Source organism: Pseudomonas lyxosi (assembly GCF_047758685.1).
Classification (GTDB): Bacteria; Pseudomonadota; Gammaproteobacteria; order Pseudomonadales; family Pseudomonadaceae; genus Aquipseudomonas; species Aquipseudomonas lyxosi.
On record NZ_CP180481.1, the window covers coordinates 292,964 to 317,531 of the forward strand.

Genomic DNA, 24,568 nt, shown 5'->3' on the forward strand with positions numbered 1-24,568 from the left:
TTCGGCGCTGTGTTCAACAGCGCCGTGTGTGATTACTTGATCAGGCCAACCCGCGAGAAATTCGGCAGGTGACTGAGTTTAGGTTCCGGCCAGCTCATCCAGACTGCGAAGGCCTTGCCGACGATATTCTTGTCGGGAACCATGCCCAGCAGATCCTTGGGAATGCTCGGATCATCCCAAAAGCGACTGTCGTTCGAGTTGTCGCGGTTGTCGCCCATCATGAAGTAGTGCCCGGCAGGCACGGTCCACGAATGGTCCGGCATTGCGCGGTAACGGCTCATTTCCTTGCGGATCAGGTGCTCGGCGACGCCGAGTTTTTCCTTGTAGAGCTCGGCGCTGCCCAACGTGCCCGGCTCGGAGCCGACCAGTTGTTCGGCAATCGACTCACCGTTGACGAACAGACGCTTGTCGGCGGTGTAACGAATCTGGTCACCCGGCAGGCCCACCACACGTTTAATGTAGTTGACGTTCGGATCGCTCGGGTAGCGGAACACCATCACATCGCCGCGCTGTGGATCACCGACTTCGATGACTTTCTTGTCGATCACCGGCAAGCGGATCCCGTAAGAAAACTTGTTCACCAGAATGAAGTCGCCAACGTCCAGGGTCGGTTTCATCGAGCCGGAAGGAATCTGGAACGGTTCCACCAGGAACGAACGCAGGACCAGCACGATGAACAACACCGGGAAGAACGACTTGCCGTATTCGACCAGCAGCGGCTCTTTGTTCAGTTTCTCGACCACCACCCCATCAGGCTGACTGACACTGCCCTGATAGGAGGCAATGGCGGCACGCCGACGCGGCGCCAGGAAAACCAGATCGAGCAACGCCAACAGGCCGCAGACGAACACGGCGATGACCAGCAACAGCGGGAAATTTAGTGACATAGGACCTAACTATCCAACCTGAGCACTGCAAGGAAGGCTTCTTGTGGAATTTCCACGTTGCCGACTTGCTTCATGCGTTTCTTACCGGCCTTCTGCTTTTCAAGCAGTTTCTTCTTACGGCTAACGTCACCGCCGTAGCATTTGGCCAATACGTTCTTTCTGAGTGCCTTGACAGAAGTCCGCGCAATAATCTGCCCGCCAATGGCGGCCTGGATCGCGACGTCGAACATCTGACGTGGAATCAGTTCTTTCATCTTCTCGGTCAACTGGCGACCTTTGTAGTGCGCGTTATCCTTGTGCACGATCAGCGCCAGGGCGTCGACCTTGTCACCGTTGATCAGCACATCCAGTTTCACCAGATTAGCCGATTGATAACGATCGAAATGGTAATCCAGCGAAGCATAGCCACGGCTGGTGGATTTCAGACGGTCGAAGAAGTCCAGGACCACTTCGTTCATCGGCAAATCGTAGGTCACTTGAACCTGGGTACCGAGGAACAGCATGTCGTGCTGCACGCCACGCTTCTCGATGCACAGGGTAATGACGTTGCCCAGGTGCTCTTGCGGCACAAGAATATTGGCCCGCACGATCGGTTCGCGCATGTCTTCGATCGAGGACAGGTCTGGCAGCTTCGACGGGTTGTCGACGTAAATCGTTTCGCCGGTTTTCAGCAGCAGCTCGAAAATTACCGTCGGCGCCGTGGTGATCAGGTCCAGGTCGTACTCGCGCTCCAGGCGCTCCTGGATGATTTCCATGTGCAGCATGCCGAGGAACCCGCAACGGAAACCGAAGCCCAGGGCATCGGAGCTTTCCGGGGTGTACTGCAGGGACGAGTCGTTGAGCGTGAGCTTTTGCAGGGCTTCACGGAAATCTTCGAAGTCGTCGGAGCTGACCGGGAACAGGCCGGCGTAGACCTGCGGCTGAATGCGTTTGAAGCCTGGCAGCACGTCGACGTCCGGCGTGGAGCTCAAGGTCAGGGTGTCACCCACCGGTGCACCGTGGATGTCCTTGATGCCGGCGATGATGAAGCCCACTTCGCCGGCCTTCAGGTCAACGGTGGCGGTGTGTTTCGGGTTGAAGACACCGACGCTGTCCACGAGGTGGATCTTGCCGGTGGACTTGACCAGGATCTTGTCGCCCTTCTTCACACGACCGTGGCGCACGCGAACCAGGGAAACAACACCCAGGTAGTTGTCGAACCAGGAGTCGATGATCAACGCTTGCAGCGGATCTTCATAGTTGCCGGTCGGCGCAGGAATGGTCTTGACCAGACGCTCCAGCACTTCGTCGACGCCCAGACCGGTCTTGGCACTGCACTCGACCGCGTCGGTGGCATCGATGCCGATGATTTTTTCGATTTCTTCTTTAACGCGGTCCGGATCGGCCTGAGGCAGGTCGATCTTGTTCAGGACCGGCATCACTTCCAGGCCCTGCTCAATCGCGGTGTAGCAGTTGGCTACCGACTGTGCTTCAACGCCCTGACCGGCATCGACCACCAGCAACGCACCTTCACAGGCCGCCAGCGACCGGCTGACTTCGTAGGTGAAGTCAACGTGGCCCGGGGTGTCAATGAAGTTCAGCTGGTACTTGATGCCATCGCGAGCGGTGTAATACAGGGTGACGCTGTGGGCCTTGATGGTGATCCCGCGTTCACGTTCCAGGTCCATGGAGTCCAGAACCTGGGCTTCCATTTCGCGCTCGGCAAGGCCGCCACACATCTGGATGAAGCGATCGGCCAGCGTCGACTTGCCATGGTCAATGTGGGCGATGATGGAGAAATTGCGGATATGACTCAAATCACTCACGGATCAACACTCAAAAAGGCTGCAGGCATAGCCCGCCGAAAAATAGCCGGGAATTGTACCTGATCCACGGCGCAAGCGTCACGTTCGCAGGTCAGACGGCGCCTACAAAAACGCCCCGGTCTTGCGACAGGGGCGTTTTGAGTGACCTGCAAGGTCAGGAGAAACCCTTGATCAACCGGCCCGGCGCAACAACCAGACCCCGGCCAAGGCACAAACACCCGCCGGAACCAGCACCGCAAACAGCGGCGAGAAACCGAAGACCAGGCTCGAAGGACCGAGCAAATCCTGAACGATACGGAAGGTGAAGCCCACCAGCACGCCGGTGAATACTCGCTGACCGAGGGTCACCGAGCGCAATGGACCGAAGATGAAGGAAATCGCCATCAGTACCAGAGCGGCGGTGACCAGCGGTTGCAACACCTTGACCCAAAATGCCAGCCAGTAACGACCATTGCTCAGGCCCTGGTCAGCCAGGTAGTGGATGTAACCCCACAGGCCGCTGATCGACAACGTGTCAGGCGACATGACCACCGTACTCAACAACTGCGGACTCAAGGCGACATCCCAGCGCTCGATCGGGGTGGTGACCACTTCGGTGCTCTTTTCATGGAACAGCGTGGTGGTGACGTCGCTCAACTGCCAGTGATCCTGATCGAACTTCGCCCGTTTGGCGAAGCTGGAAGACAGCATGTGACGCTCATTGTCGAAACGATAACGGGTGACGCCGTATAGCAGACCGTTGGGCTGCACCGAGTTGACGTGAATAAACTCATCACCCTGGCGATGCCACAAACCATGCTTGGCGCTTTGCGCATCGCCGCCACCCTGAGCCAGGGATCGATTGGCCTGAGCGGTGACTTCGGTGGCCGGCGCGACGTATTCGCCGATCAGCACACCCACCACCATCAGGATCAGCATTGGCTTCATGACCGCCCAGACGATTCGCCCGATCGACACGCCTGCCGCGCGCATGATGGTCAGCTCGCTGTGACTGGCCAGACTGCCGAGGCCTATCAGGCAACCGATCAAAGCCGCCATCGGCAACATGTCGTAAAGACGACGCGGCGCGGTCAGCAGGACATAACTCAACACGTCGACCAAGGTGTAGGTATCGCTGACCTCACCCATTTCATCGATGAACGCGAACAGCGTCGCCAGACCGAGAATGATCCCCAGTACCGCCAGAATTGCCACAAATACGCTGCTACCAATGTAGCGATCGAGCTTATCCACGAGCCACCTCCAGCGCGCTGCGGCGACTCGCCAGCTTCAACTGCAAGGTTTCCCAATAGAGCAAGCCCAAGCCGATGGCCAGGAAGATTGCATGCACCCACCACAACCCCAGAGCTGGCGGGATTTTGCCCTTTTCAAGGGCGCCGCGGGCGGCAATCAGGATGGACAGATAAGCCATATATAGAAGAATCGCCGGCAGCAGCTTGAGGAAACGGCCCTGACGCGGATTGACCCGCGACAGCGGCACCGCCATCAGGGTCACGATAAAGACCAGCAACGGCAGGGATAGACGCCATTGCAGTTCGGTGCGGGAGCGAATGTCATCGCTGCCGATCAGGGAACTGGTAGTCATCGCGTCACGATCGGTCACTTCATCGCTGACGTCCGGCTTGGGCAGCAATACGCCGTACTCCTCGTACTTGATCGCCCGGTAGTCGGCCTGACCCGGATTGCCGTCATAGCGATAGCCGTTGTCGAGAATCAGGTAACGGTTACCGTCGGGGCGAATTTCCTGACGGCCCTTCTCGGCCACCAGCACGGAAATCCCGCGATCCTTCTTATCGGACGAGACGTTCTTCTGCGAAATGAATACGCCTCCAAGGTTGATGCGGTCATCTGACAGCGTTTCGGTGTAGGTCACCCGCGTCCCGTCGCGCAGCGCCTGGAAACGACCCGGCTCGAGGGTGTCGAACTCGGTCAGGGCATCCTGCTTGTTCAACAGCAACTGGAATTGATTGGCACCTTGTGGCGCCAGGCTCAGGCTCAGCCACGCCACCACCAGTGCAACCAGGGTGGCTGGAAAAAGGGTCATGGCAAACAGGCGCTGTTGGCTCATGCCGGTGGCCGACAGCACGGTCATTTCGCTTTCAAGGTACAGGCGACCGTAGGCCAGCAGGATTCCGAGAAACAGGCCCAAAGGCAAAATCAACTGCAGGAAGCCCGGCAGACGGAAGCCCATGATCAGGAATAGCGAGCCCGGATCCAGGAGACCAGAGGCCGCCTGGGCGAGGTACTTGATGAAGCGACCGCTCATGATGATGACCAGCAGCACAGCGCTGACGGCGCTCAAGGTCAACAGGACTTCGCGGGATAGATAACGGAAGACGATCAAACCAGACACTCCAGGGTTGTCAGGCTAAGGCGGCCAAACAAGCAAACGCATCAGCCGGCTCGCAGGGCAGAGCCGCCGAAAAAGATGCGCATTATCCTGTGATTGGGTGCGCCTGTCACTGCGCACGCTCAAGCAGGCGGTTAAAGCGTTGAAGATCGTACAACCGAGGGTTGTCAGGCTCGGGGCACGAGGTTCAAACTGCGGCCTTTGTCGCGGGCCGTGACCTGCGTCTTTCTATTTATAAGCAAGCTCGAATGCAAGCCGTCGAGCTCTTGCGTGTTGACCATTAATTCAGGGACCCGGACATGGAACTGGTTGTAAAAAGCGTTAGCCCAGAAACGTTGAAAACCGCCACTCTGGTGGTCGCCGTCGGCGAAGGCCGCAAACTCGGCGCCGTTGCCAAACAACTCGACGAACTGAGCGGTGGCGCCATCAGCGCTGTACTCAAGCGCGGCGACCTGGCTGGTAAAGTCGGTCAGAGTCTGTTGCTGCACAGCCTGCCGAACCTCAAGGCCGAGCGCGTGCTGCTGGTCGGCGTTGGCAAGGACGAAGAGCTGGGCGACCGACCGTTCCGCAAAATCATCGCCGGCATCCTCAACACCCTTAAAGGCCTGGGCGGCAGCGATGCGGTGCTGGCCCTGGATGAAGTCGTGGTCAAAGGCCGCGACAGCTACGGCAAGACCCGCCTGCTGGCCGAAACCCTGGCGGACGGCGAATACACGTTCGATCAGTTTAAAAGCCAGAAAGCCGAGCCTCGCTCCCTGAAAAAAGTCACTTTGGTGACCATCAAGGCTGCACAGGCTGAAGTCGAGCGCGCCGTGGCCCACGCCACTGCCATCGCCAACGGCATGGCGTTTACCCGCGACCTGGGTAACCTGCCGCCGAACATCTGCCACCCGACGTTCCTCGGTGAGCAAGCGAAGAACCTGGGCAAAGAATTCAAAAGCCTGAAAGTCGAAGTCCTCGATGAGAAGAAGATCAAGGACCTGGGCATGGGCTCGTTCTACGCCGTCGGCCAGGGCAGCGCCCAGCCACCGCGCCTGATCGTCATGCAATACAACGGCGGCAAGAAATCCGAGAAGCCGTATGCACTGGTCGGCAAAGGCATCACCTTTGACACTGGCGGCATCAGCCTGAAACCGGGCGCCGGCATGGACGAAATGAAGTACGACATGGGCGGCGCTGCCAGCGTATTCGGCACCCTGCGTGCCGTGCTCGAGCTGAAACTGCCGATCAACCTGGTGTGCATCCTGGCCTGCGCCGAGAACATGCCGAGCGGCAACGCTTCGCGTCCTGGCGACATCGTCACCACCATGAGCGGCCAGACCGTGGAAATCCTCAACACCGACGCCGAAGGCCGTCTGGTGCTGTGCGATGCCCTGACCTACTCCGAGCGCTTCAAGCCGCAGGCCGTGATCGACATCGCCACCCTGACCGGTGCATGCGTCGTCGCGCTGGGCTCCCACACGTCGGGCCTGCTGGGCAACAACGACGAGCTGATCGGCCAACTGCTGAGCGCCGGCCAATCGGCTGACGATCGCGCCTGGCAACTGCCGCTGTTCGATGAGTACCAGGAACAGCTGGACAGCCCGTTCGCCGACATCGCCAACATTGGCGGCCCGAAAGCCGGCACCATCACCGCTGCCTGCTTCCTGTCGCGCTTCACCAAGAACCTCAACTGGGCGCACCTGGACATCGCCGGCACGGCCTGGACCAGCGGTGGCAAGGACAAAGGCGCCACTGGCCGTCCGGTTCCGTTGCTGACCCAATACCTGCTGGACCGCGCCAAAGCCTGAAACCGATGACTTCCGGTGGCGTCACTCTCGGGTGATGCCACTTGAAGCTCAGGAACCGCAATGACCAAAGTCGACTTCTATATCCTGCCCAGCGCCGATCCTTCGGCGCGGCTGGACTTTGCCTGCAAGCTCACCGAAAAAGCCTGGCGCATGGGCCACCGCATCTATCTGCATTGCAGCGATGCCGCCCAACGCGACGATCTCGATGCGCGCCTGTGGGCCTTCAAGGGCGAAAGCTTTGTGCCCCACGGCCCAGCTGAAAATGAGCCGGACGGGTTGATTGTGTTGGGCCTTGGCGATGACTGCGGTCCGCATCAGGACCTGTTGGTCAATCTCGCCCTGAAAGTCCCGGCATTCGCCAACAAGTTCGCCCGCGTGGCGGAAGTGGTGGTGGAAGATCCGACGATTCGTACGGCTGCGCGGGAGAGTTTCCGTTTCTACCGCGAACAGGGCTATCCTCTGCAAGATCACCGTTTACAGCGACTCTGAGCATTCCGATGGACACTCCAAAACCGCTGCAAAAGTCCGCGCACCTGCTGGACGACCTTGAGTCGATCCGTCAATTGCTCGGCGATGACAACCTGCAACCGCCCTTGCTCACCGACACGGTCGAGGAAGGTGATCAGGAACAGATTCCGATGCTGTTCGATACGGTCGGCGCCAACCCGCCAACCCTCGAACGGGCGCCACCCGCCCCTGCTGCCCCTGCCGCCCAACCGGCGCCCGCCGCCAGCAAGAGCCCCGACGACCTGCTGCACCTGGATGGCGAACTGCGCGCCGCCGCGCAATTGATCATGCAAGACGTGATCGACGACTTCGCCCCGCACATCGAAACCGAAATCAAACGCCGCCTCAGCGCGCGGATGGAACGGTTGTTGAGTCAGTACGAGTAACACCCATCTCCAATGGGAGCAGGTTTGCCTGCTCCCACATTTGGTCTGCGCCCTGTCTGCCCCTGCTCGCCCTCTGCCCCATGCCCCGCTATACTTGCCGGCTTTTCCTGAATAAATGCCAATAGGGTCCCGCCGCGCATGGATAAGACCTACCAGCCGCACGCCATTGAAACTTCCTGGTACAACACCTGGGAGTCAGAGAATTACTTCGCCCCGCAAGGCGCGGGCGAGTCCTACACCATCATGATCCCGCCGCCGAACGTCACCGGCAGCCTGCACATGGGTCACGGCTTCAACAACGCGATCATGGACGCCCTGATCCGTTTCCGCCGCATGCAGGGTCGTAACACCCTGTGGCAGCCGGGTACCGACCACGCCGGTATCGCCACGCAAATGCTGGTGGAGCGTCAACTCGAAGCTCAGGGCCAGAGTCGTCACGACCTGGGCCGTGAGAAATTCCTCGAGAAAGTGTGGGAATGGAAGGATCAGTCCGGCGGCAACATCAGCCGTCAGATCCGCCGTCTCGGCTCGTCCGTGGACTGGGGCCGCGAGCGCTTCACCATGGACGACGGCCTCTCGGAAGCCGTTAAAGAAGCCTTTGTCCGCCTGCACGAAGACGGCCTGATCTACCGCGGCAAGCGCCTGGTCAACTGGGACACCAAGTTGCACACGGCGATTTCCGACCTCGAAGTGGAAAACCACGACGAGAAAGGTTTCCTGTGGAACCTGAAATACCCGCTGGCCGACGGCGCCAAGACCGCTGAAGGCCAGGATTACCTGATCGTCGCGACCACTCGCCCGGAAACCATGCTCGGCGACGCCGCCGTAGCGATTAACCCGAACGATGAACGCTACCAGGCCCTGATCGGAAAATTCGTCGAGCTGCCGCTGGTCGGCCGCCGCATCCCGATCATCGCCGACGATTACTGCGACCCAGAATTCGGCACCGGCTGCGTGAAAATCACCCCGGCCCACGATTTCAACGACTACGAAGTCGGCAAGCGCCACAACCTGCCGCTGCTGAACATCTTCGACAAGAACGCCGCTGTATTGCCGGCCTGCCAGGTGTTCAACCTCGACGGCACGCTGAACGAAAGCATCGACGGCAAGATTCCGGCCGAATACGCCGGTCTGGACCGTTTCGAAGCGCGCAAGCAGATCGTTGCTGCGTTTGATGCCGCCGGCCTATTGGTCAGCGTCAACGATCACGCGCTGAAAGTACCGAAAGGCGACCGCTCCGGGACCATCATCGAGCCGTGGCTGACCGACCAGTGGTACGTGTCGACCAAGCCATTGGCTGAGCCAGCCATCGCCGCCGTTGAAGACGGCCGCATCGCGTTCGTGCCGAAACAGTACGAAAACATGTACTTCTCGTGGATGCGCGACATCCAGGATTGGTGCATCAGCCGTCAGCTGTGGTGGGGCCACCGGATTCCGGCCTGGTACGACGAGTCGGGCAAGGTCTACGTCGGTCGCGACGAAGCCGAAGTGCGTGCCAAGCACAACCTCGGCCCGGACGTTGCCCTGCAACAGGACAACGACGTTCTCGACACCTGGTTCAGTTCGGGCCTGTGGACATTCTCCACGCTCGGCTGGCCTGAGCAGACCGAGTTCCTGAAGAAATTCCACTCCACCGACGTGCTGGTGACTGGCTTCGACATCATTTTCTTCTGGGTTGCCCGGATGATCATGCTCACCATGCACTTGGTGAAGAACGAAGACGGCACGCCGCAGGTTCCGTTCAAGACCGTTTATGTTCACGGTCTGGTGCGTGATGGCCAGGGCCAGAAGATGTCCAAGTCCAAGGGCAACGTCCTTGACCCGCTGGACATCATCGACGGCATCGAGCTCGAAGACCTGGTGCAGAAACGCACCTCGGGCATGATGCAGCCGAAACTGGCGAAGAAGATCGAGAAGCAGACCCGCGACGAGTTCGCCGACGGCATCGCCAGCTACGGCACCGACGCCCTGCGCTTCACCTTCTGCTCGCTGGCGTCCACCGGTCGCGACATCAAGTTCGACATGGGCCGCGTCGAGGGCTATCGCAACTTCTGCAACAAGATCTGGAACGCCGCGCGCTACGTGCTGGACAAGGGCGAAGACTGCGGTCAGAACGGCGAGGCTTATGAGCTGTCGCTGGCGGATCGCTGGATCATTTCGCAACTGCAACGCACCGAAGCCGAAGTGACCCGTCAACTCGATCAGTTCCGCTTCGACCTGGCCGCACAAGCCTTGTACGAGTTCATCTGGAACCAGTATTGCGACTGGTACCTGGAACTCTCCAAGCCTGTGCTGTGGGACGAAAACGCACCGGTCGAACGTCAGCGCGGCACCCGCCGCACACTGGTTCGGGTATTGGAAGTCGCGCTGCGTCTGGCACATCCGTTCATGCCGTTCATCACCGAAGAAATCTGGCAGCGCATCGCACCGCTGGCCGGTATCGAAGGCAAGACGATCATGCTGCAGCCTTGGCCAGTGGCCAATGAAGAGCGCATCGATCCGGCTGCCGAAAACGACATCGAATGGCTCAAAGGCCTGATGCTCGGCACGCGTAACATCCGTGGCGAAATGAACATCGGTCCAGGCAAGCCGTTGAACCTGTTCCTGAAAAACGTCAGCGCCGAAGATCAGCGTCGTCTCACCGAGAACGAAGCCCTGCTGAAGAAGCTGGCGCGCCTCGAATCGATCACCGTGTTGGCTGCTGGCGAAGAAGCACCGCTGTCCGCCACCGCACTGGTCGGCGAGATGGAAGTGCTGGTGCCGATGGCCGGTCTGATCGACAAAGACGCCGAATTGGCCCGTCTGGACAAGGAAATCCTGCGTCTGCAGGGCGAGGTTCAGCGGGTTGGCGGCAAGCTTTCCAACGCCGGTTTCGTCGACAAGGCCCCGGCCGAAGTCATCGAGAAGGAACGCGCCAAACTGGCTGAAGCTGAACAGGCTTTGGGCAAGTTGGCCGAGCAGCATGCGCGGATTGCCAGCCTGTAACGGCAAATCGCAATGAAAACGGGAGGCCTGGTGGCCTCCCTTTTTTATGCCCGACGCTTTCTCTCAAACACTGCAATCCCCTGTGGGAGCGAGCTTGCTCGCGATGAGGCCATAACATTCAACATCGATGTTGGCTGACAGTCCGCCATCGCGAGCAAGCTCGCTCCCACAGGGAATGGTGCTGATCTTCACAATTGGGTTCACAACGGCTGAATGTGGGACAATACCCGCCACTTTTAGCCATACCCGAATCGACCACGCCCATGAACGCCCCCCGCACACCAAGACCTGCGCGCAAAAAGCCTGATTCCGCGACCCCGGCCAAAGCCGTGGAGCCCCGCGAGAAGGCCAGCCTGCATCCGCGCAACCGCCATCAGGGTCGTTACGACTTCCCGGCGCTGATCAAAACCACGCCGGAACTGGCGAAGTTCGTGATCATCAATCCGTACGGCAAGGAAAGCATCGACTTCGCCAGCCCGGACGCAGTGCGCGTGTTCAACCGTGCGTTGCTCAAGTCGTTCTACGGCGTCGCCCATTGGGACATCCCGGCCGACTACCTCTGCCCTCCGGTTCCGGGGCGTGCCGATTACGTGCACTTCCTGGCCGACCTGCTGGCCAGCGTCAACGACGGCGAGATCCCGCGCGGCGCGCCGGTCAAGGTGCTCGATATCGGCATGGGCGCCAACTGCGTCTATCCGTTGATCGGCTACAGCGACTACCGCTGGCATTTCCTCGGCTCGGAAATCGACCCGACGGCCGTGGCCGCCGCCAAAGCCATCGTCCAGTCCAACGGGCTGAACAAAGCCATCCAGTTGCGCCAGCAAAGCAATCCCAAGCACATCCTGCTGGGCCTGCTCGAACCCGGCGAACGCTTTGACCTGACCATGTGCAACCCGCCGTTCCACGCTTCGATGGACGAAGCGACCAAGGGCAGCGAGCGTAAATGGCGCGCACTGGGCCGTGCCGATCCAAAACGCAAACTGCCGGTGCTGAACTTTGGCGGTCAATCGGCAGAATTGTGGTGTGAAGGTGGCGAAGCACGGTTTGTGACGCAACTGATCGCCGAGAGCGCGCATTTCCAACACAAAGTGCTTTGGTTCAGCACCCTGGTCTCGAAAGCCTCCAACCTGCCGGCGATCCAGACGGCGTTGAAAAAGGCCGGCGTACTGGAAAGCCAGGTCGTGGAAATGTCCCAGGGCCAGAAGCAAAGCCGCTTCGTCGCCTGGACCTTCCAGACCAAATCCGAGCAGCAGGTCTGGCGCGAACGTTGGGCTCGCAAAAGCTGAGTAGCGGCTTAAACAGCGATTGGCCCTGGGTCAATCGCTGAATCGCAGACACAAAAAAGCCGTGCCCGGATCACTCCGGAGCACGGCTTTTTTTACTGCGTCTTACTTGTTAACAGCGTCGGTCAGGCCTTTGGCCACAACCAGCTTGATAACTTTCTTGGCAGCGATTTCGATGGCAGCGCCAGTCGAAGGGTTGCGGCCGGTACGGGCAGGACGCTCAGTCACTTTCAATTTGCCGATACCTGGCAGAGTGATTTCGCCGCCGTTTTCCAGCTGATCGGCAACGATTTGGCCCAGTTGGTCCAGAGCGTTACGCGCGGTGGTTTTTGGCGCGTCGATAGCTTCAGCGATGTCGGCGATCAGTTGGTCTTTAGTAAGAGCCATGTAGTGTTCCTTCCCTATCAAATTCATATGGATTGCAGAGTGCAGTGTCAGCCATCGAGCCCGATCTTCTGGATCTGGCACCCTCGGCCATAACCGCGACGAGTCGGGGTTATAGATACCGAAATCAGGGTTTGGTTCGACCTGACAAATGCTGAATGCACGCTTAACGCAGTGACTTCGCGTAAGACCGGGCAAAACTAGCACAGAGACGGGGAAATATCCGCCTCTAGCTACCCATTTGGTCAGCTTTATTGCTCTAAAACTGTAAAAAACAGCATAAGCGCCATCGGACACCTGCGAATTGCCCTTCGTGCCGCGCCAAAACCAGTGGTTGCGGTACACTTGGCACTTTTTGGGGGAGCACGCCCTCCTCTCTTCAATCAGCCGAGAAGCCCATGCCGATCCGCCATTGCATCGTCCACCTGATCGACAAAAAACCCGACGGCACGCCCGCAGTTCTCCACGCTCGCGACTCCGAACTGGCCGAGTCGAGCGCCATCGAGTACATGCTTGCCGACCTCAATGAGAGCTACAACGCCAAACAAGGCAAGGCCTGGGGTTTCTTCCATGCCGAGTCCGGGGCGCATCCGTTCAGCGGCTGGCTGAAGGAATACCTCGATGGCGGCAAGGATTTCACCGCGTTCAGCCGAGTGGCGGTGGAACATCTGCAAAAACTGATGGAAGAGTCGAACCTCTCTGTGGGCGGCCACGTGCTGTTTGCGCATTATCAGCAAGGCATGACCGACTACCTGGCGATCGCCCTGCTACACCACAGTGAAGGCGTTGCAGTGACCGATCAGCTGGACGTGACCCCGTCCCGGCACCTGGATCTGGGCCAACTTCACCTGGCGGCACGGATCAACGTGTCCGAGTGGCAGAACAACAAGCAGTCCAAGCAGTACATTTCGTTCATCAAAGGCAAGAACGGCAAAAAGGTTTCGGAGTATTTCCGCGACTTCATCGGCTGCCAGGAAGGCGTCGACGGCCCCGGCGAAACCCGCACCCTGCTCAAGGCCTTCAGTGACTTCGTCGAAAGCGAAGACCTGCCGGAAGAGTCCGCCCGCGAGAAAACCAAGACCCTGGTGGATTACGCCAGCAGCCAGGCAAAACTGGGCGAACCCATGGGCCTGGAAGAACTCTCGGAGCTGATCGACGAAGAACGTCCGAAGGCCTTCTACGATCACATCCGCAACAAGGACTACGGCCTGTCCCCGGAGATCCCGGCAGATAAACGTACCCTCAACCAGTTCCGCCGCTTCACCGGTCGCGCCGAAGGCCTGTCCATCAGCTTCGAAGCGCACCTGCTGGGCTCGAAGATCGAATACGACGAAGAAGCCGGCACGCTGATCATCAAAGGCCTGCCGACCCAACTCACCGATCAGCTCAAGCGACGTAACTGATGCTCGGCGGCGTACTGAAGAAATGCCTGCTGATCCTGCTGGTGGTCGTGGTCTACCAGAACTGGGGCAAGATCGAGCGGGTGTTCCATCCGGCGCAGGTGGTGTCCGAGCAGACTCAAGCCAAGGCCAACGTCGTGCTCTATGCCACCGAATGGTGTGGCTACTGCAAACTGACTCGGCGTTTTCTCGATCAGAAGGGAATTCCGTACAAGGAGTTCGATATCGAGAAGGATGCCGAGGCGCGCAAGGCCTATGAGGCACTGGGTGGCGGCGGGATTCCGATCATCGATGTGAACGGGACGTTGATTCGCGGGTATGACCCGGATGCGATTCTTGCCGCACTGAAGTAAATCATTGCCTCACACAAATCCTGTAGGAGCATGGCTTGCCCGCGATGAACGATGACGCGGTGTGACTGTTACACCGAGTCGCGGCCATCGCGGGCAAGCCATGCTCCTACAGGAGTGGGGCTCAGCGTTTTTCGATGCGAAAGCCAAAGCGCGGAAAGTGCACATGCACCACGCCGCCCCGCTCGTCTTCACGACGCAGAATCAATTCTTCACTGCCCGCAAACAGCAGCTCACCCGCCACCGGGTCAACGCCGTAATCGATGGCGGCAATAAATACCTGCTGGCCAACCTCAAAACCATTCGGCTCGTCGAATTGCTCATCTGGCAATGCGGCCGGTGTGGCATTGCGCGCAACCTCCAGCGCCTCCTCCGAGCTCATCTCGCTGAACGCGCCATGACCGAAGCCCAACACGCGCCCCAGCCACGCCGAAACCGCTGGATAAGCATCGACCAACGGTGACGTGACGGGCGTGGCTTTGAGGAACCACAACGGATGGGCCAGGGCAAAGTCGGCAATCGACGGCTCGCCGAACAGGAAGTCGCCCTGCTCGCGCTGAAGCTGTTGCTCCAGACGCGTCATGATGGTCGGCCATTGATGCCGGGCCTGCTCTGCCGACAGCCGTGTGGCACTGCCACCGCTGAACAACTCCGCGCGATCGGCAATGAACGCCTTGATCGCTTCCGGCGGCATATTGGCGAAGCGCACGGCGATCGATTCCGGCTGAAACACCAGGCTGACCGCATGCTGGAACACCACCGAATCCGCCCACGCGGCAAAGGTCGCGGCGATCATTTCCTGACCTTCCGGGAAGAACGCCGGCAAGGCTTTTTCCTGTTCCAGACGACGGGCGATCAGCGACGTATCGCAATAGATATCCGCGCCAATCTGCAACACCGGCGTCTTGCGGTAGCCGCCGGTCAGCGCGGTCAGATCGGGTTTTGGCATCACCGGCGAGATCTTCACCGAGCGCCAGGACAGCCCCTTGAAACCCAGCAGCAAGCGGGCCTTTTCGGCGAAAAGGGACGTCGGGTAATGATGAAGAATCAACTCTGACATGCTCGGCTCCGCCGCACGGATAGGGAATCCGCAGCTTAGCGCGCATTCCCTGACCAGCCCAGACATCTACCTGATGGGCATTTATCAGTCAGATTGATAAGCCCGCAGACGCACTCGCCACCAGGCACTCCTTGGCGCTTTTCTTGAGTTTTTTGATCAGCCGTTCCTGACGCAGCGCTTCGCTTTTATCGCGGCAGGCTTCGGTGTAGACCAATGCCACGGCAGGGCTGGAGAGAAAAAAGCGCGCGCCCTTGCCACTCTGGTGGGTAGCGAATCGGCGTACGGGATCATCGCTGATCCCGCAGTAGAGCGAACCATTGGCCGCGCGAACGAGGTAGACGAACCAGGGTTTGCTGACAGGCAGCGATGGTTCGGCGGCAATGACGGAAGATTCGCTGGCGGTGTTCACGTGACGATCAAGGCTTGTAGGAAACAAGCCGCGATCTTATCAGCGACTGGCCTGGAATGCCTTCAGCCCCTTCAAGGCCTGCGCGCGAACCGCGTTCCTCACCGCTGGCGTCCAGCCCAACAACAACCCTTTGAAACCCAGCGCCTGTCGGGACCAGGCCCACATATCAAAGCTGTCGTGATGCTCGCAGATCTTGCCGTCGCGAAAAACAAAACGCGCCTGAATGTCGTTGACTACGGTGTTGCCGGTCTTGAACAGGTACGTCGCCACCCAATGGGCGCCGCCCGTGCGCTCATCGCTGCGTACGTTATCGAACGTCAGGGAAAAATCCTTGGCCCGGGTGGTGAGCATGCGCCACATGTCGCTGGCATCGCGGCCGCGCAACTCGCCGAACGCCGGATCGCTGAACACCACGTCATCGGTATAGCAGGCGCTCATGGCCTCGGCATCCAGCCGCTGGAAGGCTTGGTAGAACTGGGTGATCAATGCGTTGTGGGCATCACTCATGGGCAGGCTCCCTGATGTGCAAAGTGGTTTCAAAAGATTGCCTGCACGATAGTCAACAAAGGCGCGAAACACTATCGGCATTCGCGGGCCGAATACCGACAGTGTGCGGGTGTCAGACCTTTTCGCTGACGACCTGAACATACAGCGAACGTCCGGCGCCGAGACCAGCGATGATCGCCCCCAGGCCGATGATGCCGAATATCCAGCCCAAGGCGTTCCAGCCGCCGGTCCAGTCATGCACGATACCGACCGCGAACGGGCCCATGGACGCCAGGGTGTAACCGAAGCCTTGGGCCATGCTCGACAGGTTCGCCGCGACATGGGCGTCCCGCGAACGCAGCACGATCAGGGTCAACGCCAGACTGAACGTACCGCCCTGCCCCAGACCCAGCAGGATCGCCCAACCCCACAAGCCTTCGAGCGGTGCGTAAAGGCAACCAAACAGGCCGCCAAGGGTCAGCAGCATGACGATAACGATCGCCAGACGCTGATCCTTGCCACGCGTCGCCAGCCATGGCGCCGCCAGGGAACTCGCCAACTGAACAATGACCGAGCCTGACAGCACCAGACCCGCCTGGGTCGGCGTCAGGCCGCGACCGATCAGGATCGAAGGCAACCAGCCGAACACGATGTAGGCCAGAGAAGATTGCAGGCCCATGTAGAGCGTCACTTGCCAGGCCAGTGGATCACGCAACAGACCGCGAACCCGATACGCGACGTTGTGCGCGCCGTGTTTCTGCCCGACTTGTGGCAACCAGAAAATCGCCGCGACCAATGCCGGAACCACCCAGAAGCCGAGACCCAAGGCCCAGCTCTTGTCGAAATGCTCGCTCAACGGCACGGTCGCACCCGCGGCCATCGCCGCCCCCAGGCACAGGGCCATGGTGTAGACGCCGGTCATGGTGCCGGCCTGTTTCGGGAAGTCGCGCTTAACGATGCCCGGCAACAAAACGCCGATCACGCCGATGCTGGCGCCGGCCAGTACGCTGCCGGCAAACAGGCCAATCTCACCGAACGAACTGCGCAGGATGATCCCGCCGGCCAACATCAAGAGAATGCCCAGCACCACTCGCTCGGCGCCGAAACGTCGTGCCAGCACGGGCGCCAGCGGTGCAAACAAACCGAGGCACAGCACTGGCAACGTTGTCAGCAAACCGGCCTGGGCCGCCGACAAACCGAGGGTTTTCGACACCTCGCTGAGCATCGGCGCCATGCTCGACAGCGCCGGGCGCAGGTTCAGCGCCACCAGAATCAGGCCCAGCAACAGCAGCCACGGCCGCCGCAGGATCGGGTGACTTTGCTGGACCTGTTCGTCATCCGCCTCGGCGTCGATCAGCAGCTCTTCGAGTTCTGCTGTCCGCTTGGGATGAGTGATGTTGCTGTTGCTGCTGGACATGGGGTTCTCGGTTTCAAGGTTCATTGATCAACTGCCTCGACAGGGCTTTGGCCCGTTCCGGGTCGCGTTGCTCGACGGCATCAAGCAGTTCGATATGGAGGTCGAACACCTCTTGGCGTCGGGGGGAAATGTTCAGGGTTTCGCGTAATTGCGCACCGATGACGCTGGAAAAATAGCGATACAACTCGCTGAGGGTCGGGTTGTGCGCGGCGTCCACCAGTCGACGGTGGAACACCAGATCGCAGGCGATATACGTGTCGAGATCGCCGTGATAGTGGCTGCCGCTCACGCCCAACGCCTCGCGCAATGCCACCAGGTCTTCGTCGGTACGACGCAACGCAGCCAGGCCGATGGCCTCGACTTCCAGAATGTGCCGGGTTTCCCGGGCCTGTTCATGGGAGCAGCGGGACAACGCCTTCATGGTGTCGAGCGGATCGACCACCGCCCGCAAATAGCTGCCGTCGCCCTGACGAATTTCGATCAACCCGGAAAACGCCAATACGCGCATGGCTTCACGCACGGTATTGCGGCTGATGCCCAGCTCGGCGGACAGCTCAGGTTCGGTGGGTAAACGCTGGCCGACCGTCCAGATTCCTTCGGTGATGCGCAGGCGTAACTGGTCCAGTGCCTGGTCGACCAGGGACCGTTTAACTAGCGGAGAAATGTCTGACATAGGATTCGCCCTTTCATCCAATCATAGGATGAATTTTCTGACATGTTAGTCAGCTTCGTCCGAGAGGACAACCGCCTAGGGTTAAGGGGCGGGAAAAGGAGCGGGATTTTCGATTGTTAAAATTACCCTTTAAGGGTAGTTTTTATCTCAGAGTTGAAGTGTCTTATGGAAAAGAACACACCTCATTACGACCTGGCAGTGGTCAAGGCGGAGGTTGCCAGGATGGGGGTCCACGCTTTCACTAACAAAGCGCTGGAGACAGGCAGGAGCATGGGACTCAATTACAAGAGCATGCAAAAGGTCATTTATGCATTGGAGAGAAGGATGCTCTACAAATCCATGACAACTTATCTGGATCACCGAACCTGGCAGGACGTTTACCACGCAAAACTTAATGATCAGGAGATTTACATTAAAGTGACCTACTGCCCCGGTGGTGGCGCCCCAGTGATCTCCTTCAAGGAGAAAAACCCATGAAGATACGGCAATGCATGAGCTGTGGCGCCCGCGACGGTATGCATCACTTCGTCGATCGCAGTCTCACCGTCAATTACAAGCAAATGTCGCGACTGGTACACGATCTAGCCGGTTGGGAGTGCAAGGTGTGCGGTGAAATCATCTTCGATGACACCACAGACAGCGCCGAACGATATGTCGATGCAGGCGACAAACTTCTGGAAGACTGTTTTCAAGTCATGGGATCCGAGATAAAACGTATCCGCCTCAAATTGCACCTCACACAGAAAGACGCGGTGAAGCTACTCTCCGGCGGCGGGCACAATGCGTTTTCCCGCTACGAGCGCGGTGAACTCGCCCCTCCTCAACCGCTGCTTACGTTGATGCGCTTGCTGGATCGTCACCCGCATCTGATGGCCGAGGTGCACGCGCTCAGCGAGGGCGCCGATTTAAAGCAGCTGTTGGCGACACGTCATCCGGAACAAGAAACCGTCCTGACGCAATAACCCAGACAAAATAAACCCGGAACACTGTCCGGGTTTATTTCACTGCCAAGCGCCAATCAATGCAGGATCTGGCTCAAGAACAGCTTGGTACGCTCATTCTGCGGGTTATCGAAGAAGTCGTTCGGTGCAGCCTGTTCGACGATTTCGCCCTTGTCCATGAAGATCACACGGTTGGCCACGGTGCGGGCGAAGCCCATTTCGTGGGTCACACAGAGCATGGTCATGCCGTCTTCGGCCAGGCCGATCATGGTGTCGAGAACCTCTTTCACCATTTCCGGGTCGAGTGCCGAGGTCGGTTCGTCGAACAGCATGATTTTCGGTTTCATGCACAGGGCGCGAGCAATCGCCACACGCTGTTGCTGACCGCCGGACAGTTGCCCCGGGAATTTATGCGCCTGCTCCGGAATGCGGACGCGTTCCAGGTAATGCATGGCGATTTCTTCGGCCTTGCGCTTGGGCATCTTGCGCACCCACATCGGCGCCAGGGTGCAGTTCTGCAGGATGGTCAGGTGCGGGAACAGGTTGAAGTGCTGGAACACCATGCCGACTTCACGGCGAACCGATTCGATCTGCTTGAGGTCGTTGGTCAGCTCCACGCCATCGACCACGATGCGGCCCTGCTGGTGTTCTTCCAGTCGGTTGAGGCAGCGAATGGTGGTGGATTTGCCAGAACCCGACGGGCCGCACAGGACGATACGCTCGCCCTGTTTAACGTTCAGGTTGATATCTTTCAACACGTGGAACTGGCCGTACCACTTGTTCACGCCCTGCATCTGAATAATGCCTTCAGGGCTCGCAGGCTTTTTGATTGCTTCGCTCATTACAGAACTCCTAACGCTTGTGGCCAGTGTCGAGCTTGCGTTCCAGATGCATGGAATAGCGCGACATACCAAAACAGAAAATCCAGAACACCAGGGCCGCGAACACATAGCCTTCGGTGGCCATGCCCAACCATTTCGGGTCGGCGGCGGCTTGTTTGACGCTGTTGAGCAAGTCGAACAGGCCGATGATGATCACCAGGCTCGTGTCCTTGAACAGCGCAATGAAGGTGTTGACGATGCCAGGGATCACCAGCTTCAGGGCTTGCGGCAGAATCACCAGGCCCATGCTGCGCCAGTAACCGAGGCCCATCGCTGCAGCCGCTTCGTACTGACCTTTGGGAATCGCTTGCAGACCACCGCGCACCACTTCGGCCACGTAGGCCGACTGGAACAGGATCACGCCGATCAGCGCCCGCAGCAGTTTGTCGAAGTTCATGCCTTCAGGCAGGAACAACGGCAGCATCACCGAGGACATGAACAGCACCGTGATCAACGGCACGCCGCGCCAGAATTCGATGAAGGTCACGCAGACCACGCGAATCGCCGGCATGTTCGAACGACGGCCCAGCGCCAGGACAATGCCCAGCGGCAATGCACCGGCAATACCGACGGTGGCGATCACCAGGGTCAGCATCAGACCGCCCCATTGGCTGGTCGCCACCTGGGTCAGGCCGAAAACGCCGCCATGCAACAGGCACCAGGCAATGATCGGGTACAGCACCAGGAAGCTCAGGCCATACACGGCTTTATGGTGGAAGCGCGAGATGAACAACGGTGCCACGCCGATAACCGCCAACCACACGGTCAGGTCCACACGCCAGCGCAAGTCCACCGGGTAGTAGCCGTACATGAACTGGCCGAAGCGCTGCTGGATGAACACCCAGCAGGCGCCTTCCTTGGTGCAGTCAGCCTGGCTGGTGCCAACCCAGTTGGCATCGAGGATCGCCCAGCTCAGGATCGGCGGTACCACCAGGTAAATCAGATAGAACGCGAACAGGGTCAGCAGGGTATTGAGCCAGCTGGAGAACATGTTGGCGCGCATCCACGCCACCACACCGATGCTTCTGTTCGGTGGCGGCATGTCAGGCTTGAAAGTATGAGTCGTCATGCGCTTTTCCTTACCGCTCGATCAGCGCAATGCGCTTGTTGTACCAGTTCATCAGCAGGGAAATGCTGATACTGATCGCCAGGTACACGCTCATGGTGATGGCAATCACCTCGATCGCCTGCCCGGTCTGGTTCAGCACCGTACCGGCAAACAACGAGACCATTTCCGGATAACCGATACCGGCCGCCAGCGAGGAGTTCTTCGCCAGGTTCAGGTATTGGCTGGTCAGCGGTGGAATGATCACGCGCAGGGCTTGCGGGATGATCACCTTGCGCAGGGTCGGACCGTTGCGCAATCCCAACGAGTGCGCCGCTTCCGTCTGGCCGTGGCTGACCGACTTGATGCCCGAACGCACGATCTCGGCGATGAACGCCGCGGTGTACACCGTCAGGGCCAGGGTCAGCGCCAGCAGTTCCGGGATCAGTACCCAGCCACCGACGAAGTTGAAGCCTTGCAGCTTCGGCATTTCCCAGTGCACGGGCGCGCCGAAGATCAATGCGCACAGCGCAGGGATCACCAGGAACAGCGCCAGACCCACCCAGAACTTGTGGAACGGTACACCGGTCGCTTCGAAGCGTTTGGTCGCCCAGCGGCTCATCAGCACGATGGCGACAATGGCCACGACGATGCTGACCACAAACGGCCAGAAACCATCCGCCGTCAACGCGGCCGGCATGTTCAGGCCGCGACTGCTGACAAAGAAGGTGTCACCGAAGTTATGGCTATTGCGTGGCCCCGGCATGGTCAGGAACACCGCGAAGTACCAGAACAGGATTTGCAGCAGCGGCGGAATGTTACGGAAAACCTCTACATACACCGTCGCCAGCTTGGCAATGATCCAGTTCTTCGACAGCCGTGACACACCAACGATGAACCCGAGGATCGTCGCCAGGATCACGCCGATGAAGGTCACCAGCAGCGTGTTGAGCAGGCCGATGACAAACACCCGGGCATAGCTGTCCGATTCGGTGTAGTCGATCAGGTGTTGAGCGATGCCGAAACCGGCACTGCGCTCCAGAAAGCTGAAGCCGGAGGTAATGCCCCGGTGTTGAAGGTTGGTCTGCGTGTTGTCGAACAGATACCAGCCCATCGAGACCACCGCCACAATGGTGATGATCTGAAATAGCCACGCACGCACTTTTGGATCGCTGAGGCTGAGCCTCTGCTTTGGTGCGCCGATTGAATTTTGCATGAAGTGCCCCGCAAATAATGGAACAGAACATCACCCGGTGGTTGGCCCACCGGGTGATAGAACCATCAGCGCACTGGTGGTGCGTATTGAATGCCGCCGTTGTTCCACAGAGCGTTCAGCCCGCGGTCGATGGCCAGTGGAGTGCCTTTGCCGAGGTTTTTCTCGAACACTTCACCGTAGTTGCCCACTTGCTTGACGATCTGCACGACCCAGTCTTTCTTCACTTTCAGGTCTTTGCCGTATTCACCGTCAGCGCCCAGCAGACGAGCAACGTCCGGGTTCTTGGTGGCTTTGGCTTCAGCTTCAACGTTTTTCTGGGTGATACCCATTTCTTCAGCGTTGAGCATGGCGAACAGGGTCCACTTGACGATGCTGAACCACTCTTCGTCGCCTTTACGCACGACCGGGCCCAGAGGCTCCTTGGAGATGGTTTCCGGCAGAACGACGTAGTCGGTCGGGGTCGCCAGCTTGCTGCGTTGTGCGTAGAGCTGGGATTTGTCGGAAGTCAGCACGTCGCAACGACCGGATTCCAGCGACTTGGCGCTTTCATCGGAGGTGTCGAAGGTGATCGGGGTGTATTTCAGACCGTTACCGCGGAAGTAGTCGGAAACGTTCAGCTCGGTCGTGGTGCCGGCTTGAATGCAGATGGTGGCGCCGTCGAGCTCTTTGGCGCTCTTCACGCCCAGCTTGTTGTTCACCAGGAAGCCGATGCCGTCGTAGTACGTCACGCCGGCAAACACCAGGCCCATGCCCGAATCGCGGGAGCTGGTCCAGGTGGTGTTACGCGACAGCACGTCGATTTCGCCGGACTGCAGCGCGGTGAAACGCTCTTTGGCGTTCAACTGGCTGAATTTGACCTTGGTCGCGTCGCCGAATACGGCAGCGGCCACAGCGCGGCAGACGTCAGCATCGATACCGATGATCTTGCCAGTGGAGTCCGGAACCGAGAAACCCGGCAGACCGTCACTTACACCGCACTGTACGAAACCTTTCTTCTGCACTGCATCCAGGGTTGCACCCGCCTGAGCGAACCCACTGACACCGAGTACTGCGGCTGCAGTCACGATAGCCAGGGTGGATTTCAACATCTTCATTCAAACCTCCAGTTTTGCTCTTGTTGTGTCGGAGCTGAGTCCAGTCGCACCCTTATGAGGCGTTGTTGACCCGTGTTGGCTTTTTTTGGGGTCAACCGACGTAAGACCTGCGCTATGAGTCTAGTAGGAGAAAATCCACATAATGGACAACTCACTTCTCACCAATCGGCCGAACGGGCTGTAGCCCTTTCACGTTCGCGAAGCCCGTAGCGGCCACTGGCGAACATCCATCACCGGATTCTTTGCTATCCCACCGCCAGCAGTACACTGATAGTGTTACCGCAAGGCGCGAGATGGGTTGCACCGTTTCCCCATAGCAAAGCCCGTACCAGACCGCTCGCTGAAGCGATTGCGCGACAGGTCAATAGCAAAACTTGTAGCCTTGCGACATCTTATTAACTGATCAACCAGGCACGCCCTCAGACCTCGCACTCAATGAGAGCGCCTGCACAAAATTGGAGCAACCATGACCGAGCCCTTGATTCTTCAGCCCGTCAAGCCCGCAGACGCCTGCGTTATCTGGCTGCACGGCCTGGGCGCCGATCGCTATGACTTCTTGCCGGTGGCCGAGGCGTTGCAGGAAAGCCTGCTGACCACCCGCTTCGTTCTGCCCCAGGCACCGACCTGCGCCGTGACCATCAACGGTGGTTACGAGATGCCGAGCTGGTACGACATATTGGCCATGAGCCCCGCGCGCGCGATCAACCGCGAGCAGCTGGAAGAGTCGGCGCAGCGGATCGTCAATTTGATCGAAGTGGAGCGCGCCATCGGAATAGACGCCTCGCGGATATTCCTGGCAGGATTTTCCCAAGGTGGCGCGGTGGCGTTACACACCGCGTTTCTGAAATGGCAGGGACCGCTGGGTGGCGTACTTGCCCTCTCGACCTATGCACCGACCTTCAGCGATGAACTGGAGCTTTCCGCCAGCCAGCAGCGCATTCCCGTGCTGTCTTTACACGGCCAGTACGATGACGTCGTTCAAAACTCCATGGGCCGCACCGCCTACGAGTATTTAAAGCAGCATGGTGTCACCGTGACATGGCAGGAATACCCAATGGGCCACGAAGTGTTACCCGAGGAGATTCGCGACATTGGTGTCTGGCTCGCCGAGCGCTTGCGTTAACTGTTTATGTGAAAAGCAGCCCATTGATCCATCCCACTACGCCGCGCCCGATTCTTGCATTACACTGGCCGGCGTATATTCCTTAATCAATTGATG

The 24,568-nt window shown here is 59.0% G+C and carries 24 protein-coding genes; 10 read left to right on the plus strand and 14 right to left on the minus strand.

What is annotated here, in order from left to right; genetic code table 11:
• Nucleotides 1–32 precede the first annotated feature (32 nt).
• The 4 genes from lepB to lptF form a co-directional block, all read right to left on the minus strand.
• On the minus strand, nt 33–887 hold the full coding sequence (gene lepB, locus ACMXYI_RS01390; RefSeq protein ID WP_415771237.1) for a signal peptidase I: 855 nt from the start codon (nt 885–887) through the stop codon (nt 33–35).
• A gap of 5 nt (nt 888–892) precedes the next feature.
• A complete protein-coding gene (lepA, locus tag ACMXYI_RS01395; RefSeq protein ID WP_008151572.1) occupies nt 893–2,692 on the minus strand; it encodes a translation elongation factor 4 in 1,800 nt (599 codons plus the stop codon).
• A 171-nt stretch (nt 2,693–2,863) separates the two neighbouring features.
• Nucleotides 2,864–3,925, minus strand: a complete 1,062-nt coding sequence (gene lptG, locus ACMXYI_RS01400; protein WP_415771239.1) for an LPS export ABC transporter permease LptG — start codon at nt 3,923–3,925, stop codon at nt 2,864–2,866.
• Entirely contained in the window at nt 3,918–5,036 is a 1,119-nt protein-coding gene (gene lptF / locus ACMXYI_RS01405; protein ID WP_415771240.1) for an LPS export ABC transporter permease LptF, read from the minus strand. The genes lptG and lptF overlap by 8 nt, the downstream gene beginning before the upstream one ends.
• 305 nt (nt 5,037–5,341) lie before the next feature.
• Between lptF and ACMXYI_RS01410 the strand changes: the two genes are divergently transcribed.
• From ACMXYI_RS01410 to rlmF, 5 genes are all read left to right on the plus strand, one after another.
• The gene (locus tag ACMXYI_RS01410; protein ID WP_415771242.1) at nt 5,342–6,832 is read left to right on the plus strand and encodes a leucyl aminopeptidase; all 1,491 of its coding nucleotides are present in this window, start codon (nt 5,342–5,344) and stop codon (nt 6,830–6,832) included.
• A gap of 60 nt (nt 6,833–6,892) precedes the next feature.
• Nucleotides 6,893–7,321: a DNA polymerase III subunit chi gene (locus ACMXYI_RS01415; protein ID WP_046048214.1), complete on the plus strand. Its 429-nt coding sequence runs from the start codon at nt 6,893–6,895 to the stop codon at nt 7,319–7,321.
• An 8-nt stretch (nt 7,322–7,329) separates the two neighbouring features.
• Nucleotides 7,330–7,725: a DNA polymerase III subunit chi gene (locus ACMXYI_RS01420; RefSeq protein WP_415771244.1), complete on the plus strand. Its 396-nt coding sequence runs from the start codon at nt 7,330–7,332 to the stop codon at nt 7,723–7,725.
• A 138-nt stretch (nt 7,726–7,863) separates the two neighbouring features.
• The gene (locus ACMXYI_RS01425) at nt 7,864–10,710 is read left to right on the plus strand and encodes a valine--tRNA ligase (protein ID WP_415771246.1); all 2,847 of its coding nucleotides are present in this window, start codon (nt 7,864–7,866) and stop codon (nt 10,708–10,710) included.
• A gap of 263 nt (nt 10,711–10,973) precedes the next feature.
• On the plus strand, nt 10,974–11,996 hold the full coding sequence (rlmF, locus tag ACMXYI_RS01430; protein WP_056743581.1) for a 23S rRNA (adenine(1618)-N(6))-methyltransferase RlmF: 1,023 nt from the start codon (nt 10,974–10,976) through the stop codon (nt 11,994–11,996).
• A gap of 102 nt (nt 11,997–12,098) precedes the next feature.
• Here the strand turns inward: rlmF and ACMXYI_RS01435 are convergent, their stop codons facing one another.
• Nucleotides 12,099–12,380, minus strand: coding sequence for an HU family DNA-binding protein (locus tag ACMXYI_RS01435; RefSeq protein ID WP_007905514.1), 282 nt, complete (start codon nt 12,378–12,380; stop codon nt 12,099–12,101).
• A 395-nt stretch (nt 12,381–12,775) separates the two neighbouring features.
• Between ACMXYI_RS01435 and yejK the strand changes: the two genes are divergently transcribed.
• Both yejK and ACMXYI_RS01445 read left to right on the plus strand, forming a co-directional pair.
• Entirely contained in the window at nt 12,776–13,780 is a 1,005-nt protein-coding gene (gene yejK / locus ACMXYI_RS01440) for a nucleoid-associated protein YejK (protein ID WP_008147593.1), read from the plus strand.
• Entirely contained in the window at nt 13,780–14,130 is a 351-nt protein-coding gene (locus ACMXYI_RS01445; RefSeq protein ID WP_415771248.1) for a glutaredoxin family protein, read from the plus strand. Before yejK ends, ACMXYI_RS01445 begins: the two co-directional genes overlap by 1 nt.
• A gap of 121 nt (nt 14,131–14,251) precedes the next feature.
• Here the strand turns inward: ACMXYI_RS01445 and ACMXYI_RS01450 are convergent, their stop codons facing one another.
• The 5 genes from ACMXYI_RS01450 to ACMXYI_RS01470 form a co-directional block, all read right to left on the minus strand.
• Entirely contained in the window at nt 14,252–15,187 is a 936-nt protein-coding gene (locus ACMXYI_RS01450) for a glutathione S-transferase family protein (protein WP_415771250.1), read from the minus strand.
• An 88-nt stretch (nt 15,188–15,275) separates the two neighbouring features.
• Nucleotides 15,276–15,596 carry a GIY-YIG nuclease family protein gene (locus ACMXYI_RS01455; protein ID WP_415774008.1) on the minus strand — a complete coding sequence of 107 codons (321 nt, stop codon included), beginning with the start codon at nt 15,594–15,596 and terminating at the stop codon, nt 15,276–15,278.
• 39 nt (nt 15,597–15,635) lie between these two features.
• On the minus strand, nt 15,636–16,103 hold the full coding sequence (locus tag ACMXYI_RS01460; RefSeq protein WP_415771252.1) for a nuclear transport factor 2 family protein: 468 nt from the start codon (nt 16,101–16,103) through the stop codon (nt 15,636–15,638).
• A 112-nt stretch (nt 16,104–16,215) separates the two neighbouring features.
• Nucleotides 16,216–17,523: a CynX/NimT family MFS transporter gene (locus ACMXYI_RS01465; protein ID WP_415771254.1), complete on the minus strand. Its 1,308-nt coding sequence runs from the start codon at nt 17,521–17,523 to the stop codon at nt 16,216–16,218.
• Nucleotides 17,513–18,172, minus strand: a complete 660-nt coding sequence (locus tag ACMXYI_RS01470; protein WP_140677801.1) for a FadR/GntR family transcriptional regulator — start codon at nt 18,170–18,172, stop codon at nt 17,513–17,515. The genes ACMXYI_RS01465 and ACMXYI_RS01470 overlap by 11 nt, the downstream gene beginning before the upstream one ends.
• A gap of 165 nt (nt 18,173–18,337) precedes the next feature.
• Here ACMXYI_RS01470 and ACMXYI_RS01475 point away from each other — a divergent pair, with 165 nt between their 5' ends.
• Nucleotides 18,338–18,649 (plus strand): type II toxin-antitoxin system MqsR family toxin, encoded by a 312-nt coding sequence (locus tag ACMXYI_RS01475; RefSeq protein WP_415771256.1) that lies wholly within the window; start codon nt 18,338–18,340, stop codon nt 18,647–18,649.
• Complete coding sequence (locus tag ACMXYI_RS01480; protein ID WP_415771257.1) at nt 18,646–19,134, plus strand: type II toxin-antitoxin system MqsA family antitoxin; 489 nt, start codon at nt 18,646–18,648, stop codon at nt 19,132–19,134. The genes ACMXYI_RS01475 and ACMXYI_RS01480 overlap by 4 nt, the downstream gene beginning before the upstream one ends.
• A 56-nt stretch (nt 19,135–19,190) precedes the next feature.
• Here the strand turns inward: ACMXYI_RS01480 and ACMXYI_RS01485 are convergent, their stop codons facing one another.
• From ACMXYI_RS01485 to ACMXYI_RS01500, 4 genes are all read right to left on the minus strand, one after another.
• Nucleotides 19,191–19,955 carry an amino acid ABC transporter ATP-binding protein gene (locus ACMXYI_RS01485; protein WP_046048226.1) on the minus strand — a complete coding sequence of 255 codons (765 nt, stop codon included), beginning with the start codon at nt 19,953–19,955 and terminating at the stop codon, nt 19,191–19,193.
• A 10-nt stretch (nt 19,956–19,965) separates the two neighbouring features.
• Nucleotides 19,966–21,063, minus strand: coding sequence for an amino acid ABC transporter permease (locus ACMXYI_RS01490; protein ID WP_415771259.1), 1,098 nt, complete (start codon nt 21,061–21,063; stop codon nt 19,966–19,968).
• Nucleotides 21,064–21,073: 10 nt separating this feature from the next.
• A complete protein-coding gene (locus ACMXYI_RS01495; RefSeq protein ID WP_415771261.1) occupies nt 21,074–22,255 on the minus strand; it encodes an amino acid ABC transporter permease in 1,182 nt (393 codons plus the stop codon).
• Between the two features lie 65 nt (nt 22,256–22,320).
• On the minus strand, nt 22,321–23,349 hold the full coding sequence (locus tag ACMXYI_RS01500; RefSeq protein ID WP_123365710.1) for an amino acid ABC transporter substrate-binding protein: 1,029 nt from the start codon (nt 23,347–23,349) through the stop codon (nt 22,321–22,323).
• Between the two features lie 466 nt (nt 23,350–23,815).
• On the opposite strand from ACMXYI_RS01500, the gene ACMXYI_RS01505 reads away from it, so the two are divergent.
• A complete protein-coding gene (locus tag ACMXYI_RS01505) occupies nt 23,816–24,472 on the plus strand; it encodes an alpha/beta hydrolase (RefSeq protein ID WP_046048230.1) in 657 nt (218 codons plus the stop codon).
• Nucleotides 24,473–24,568: the final 96 nt, after the last annotated feature.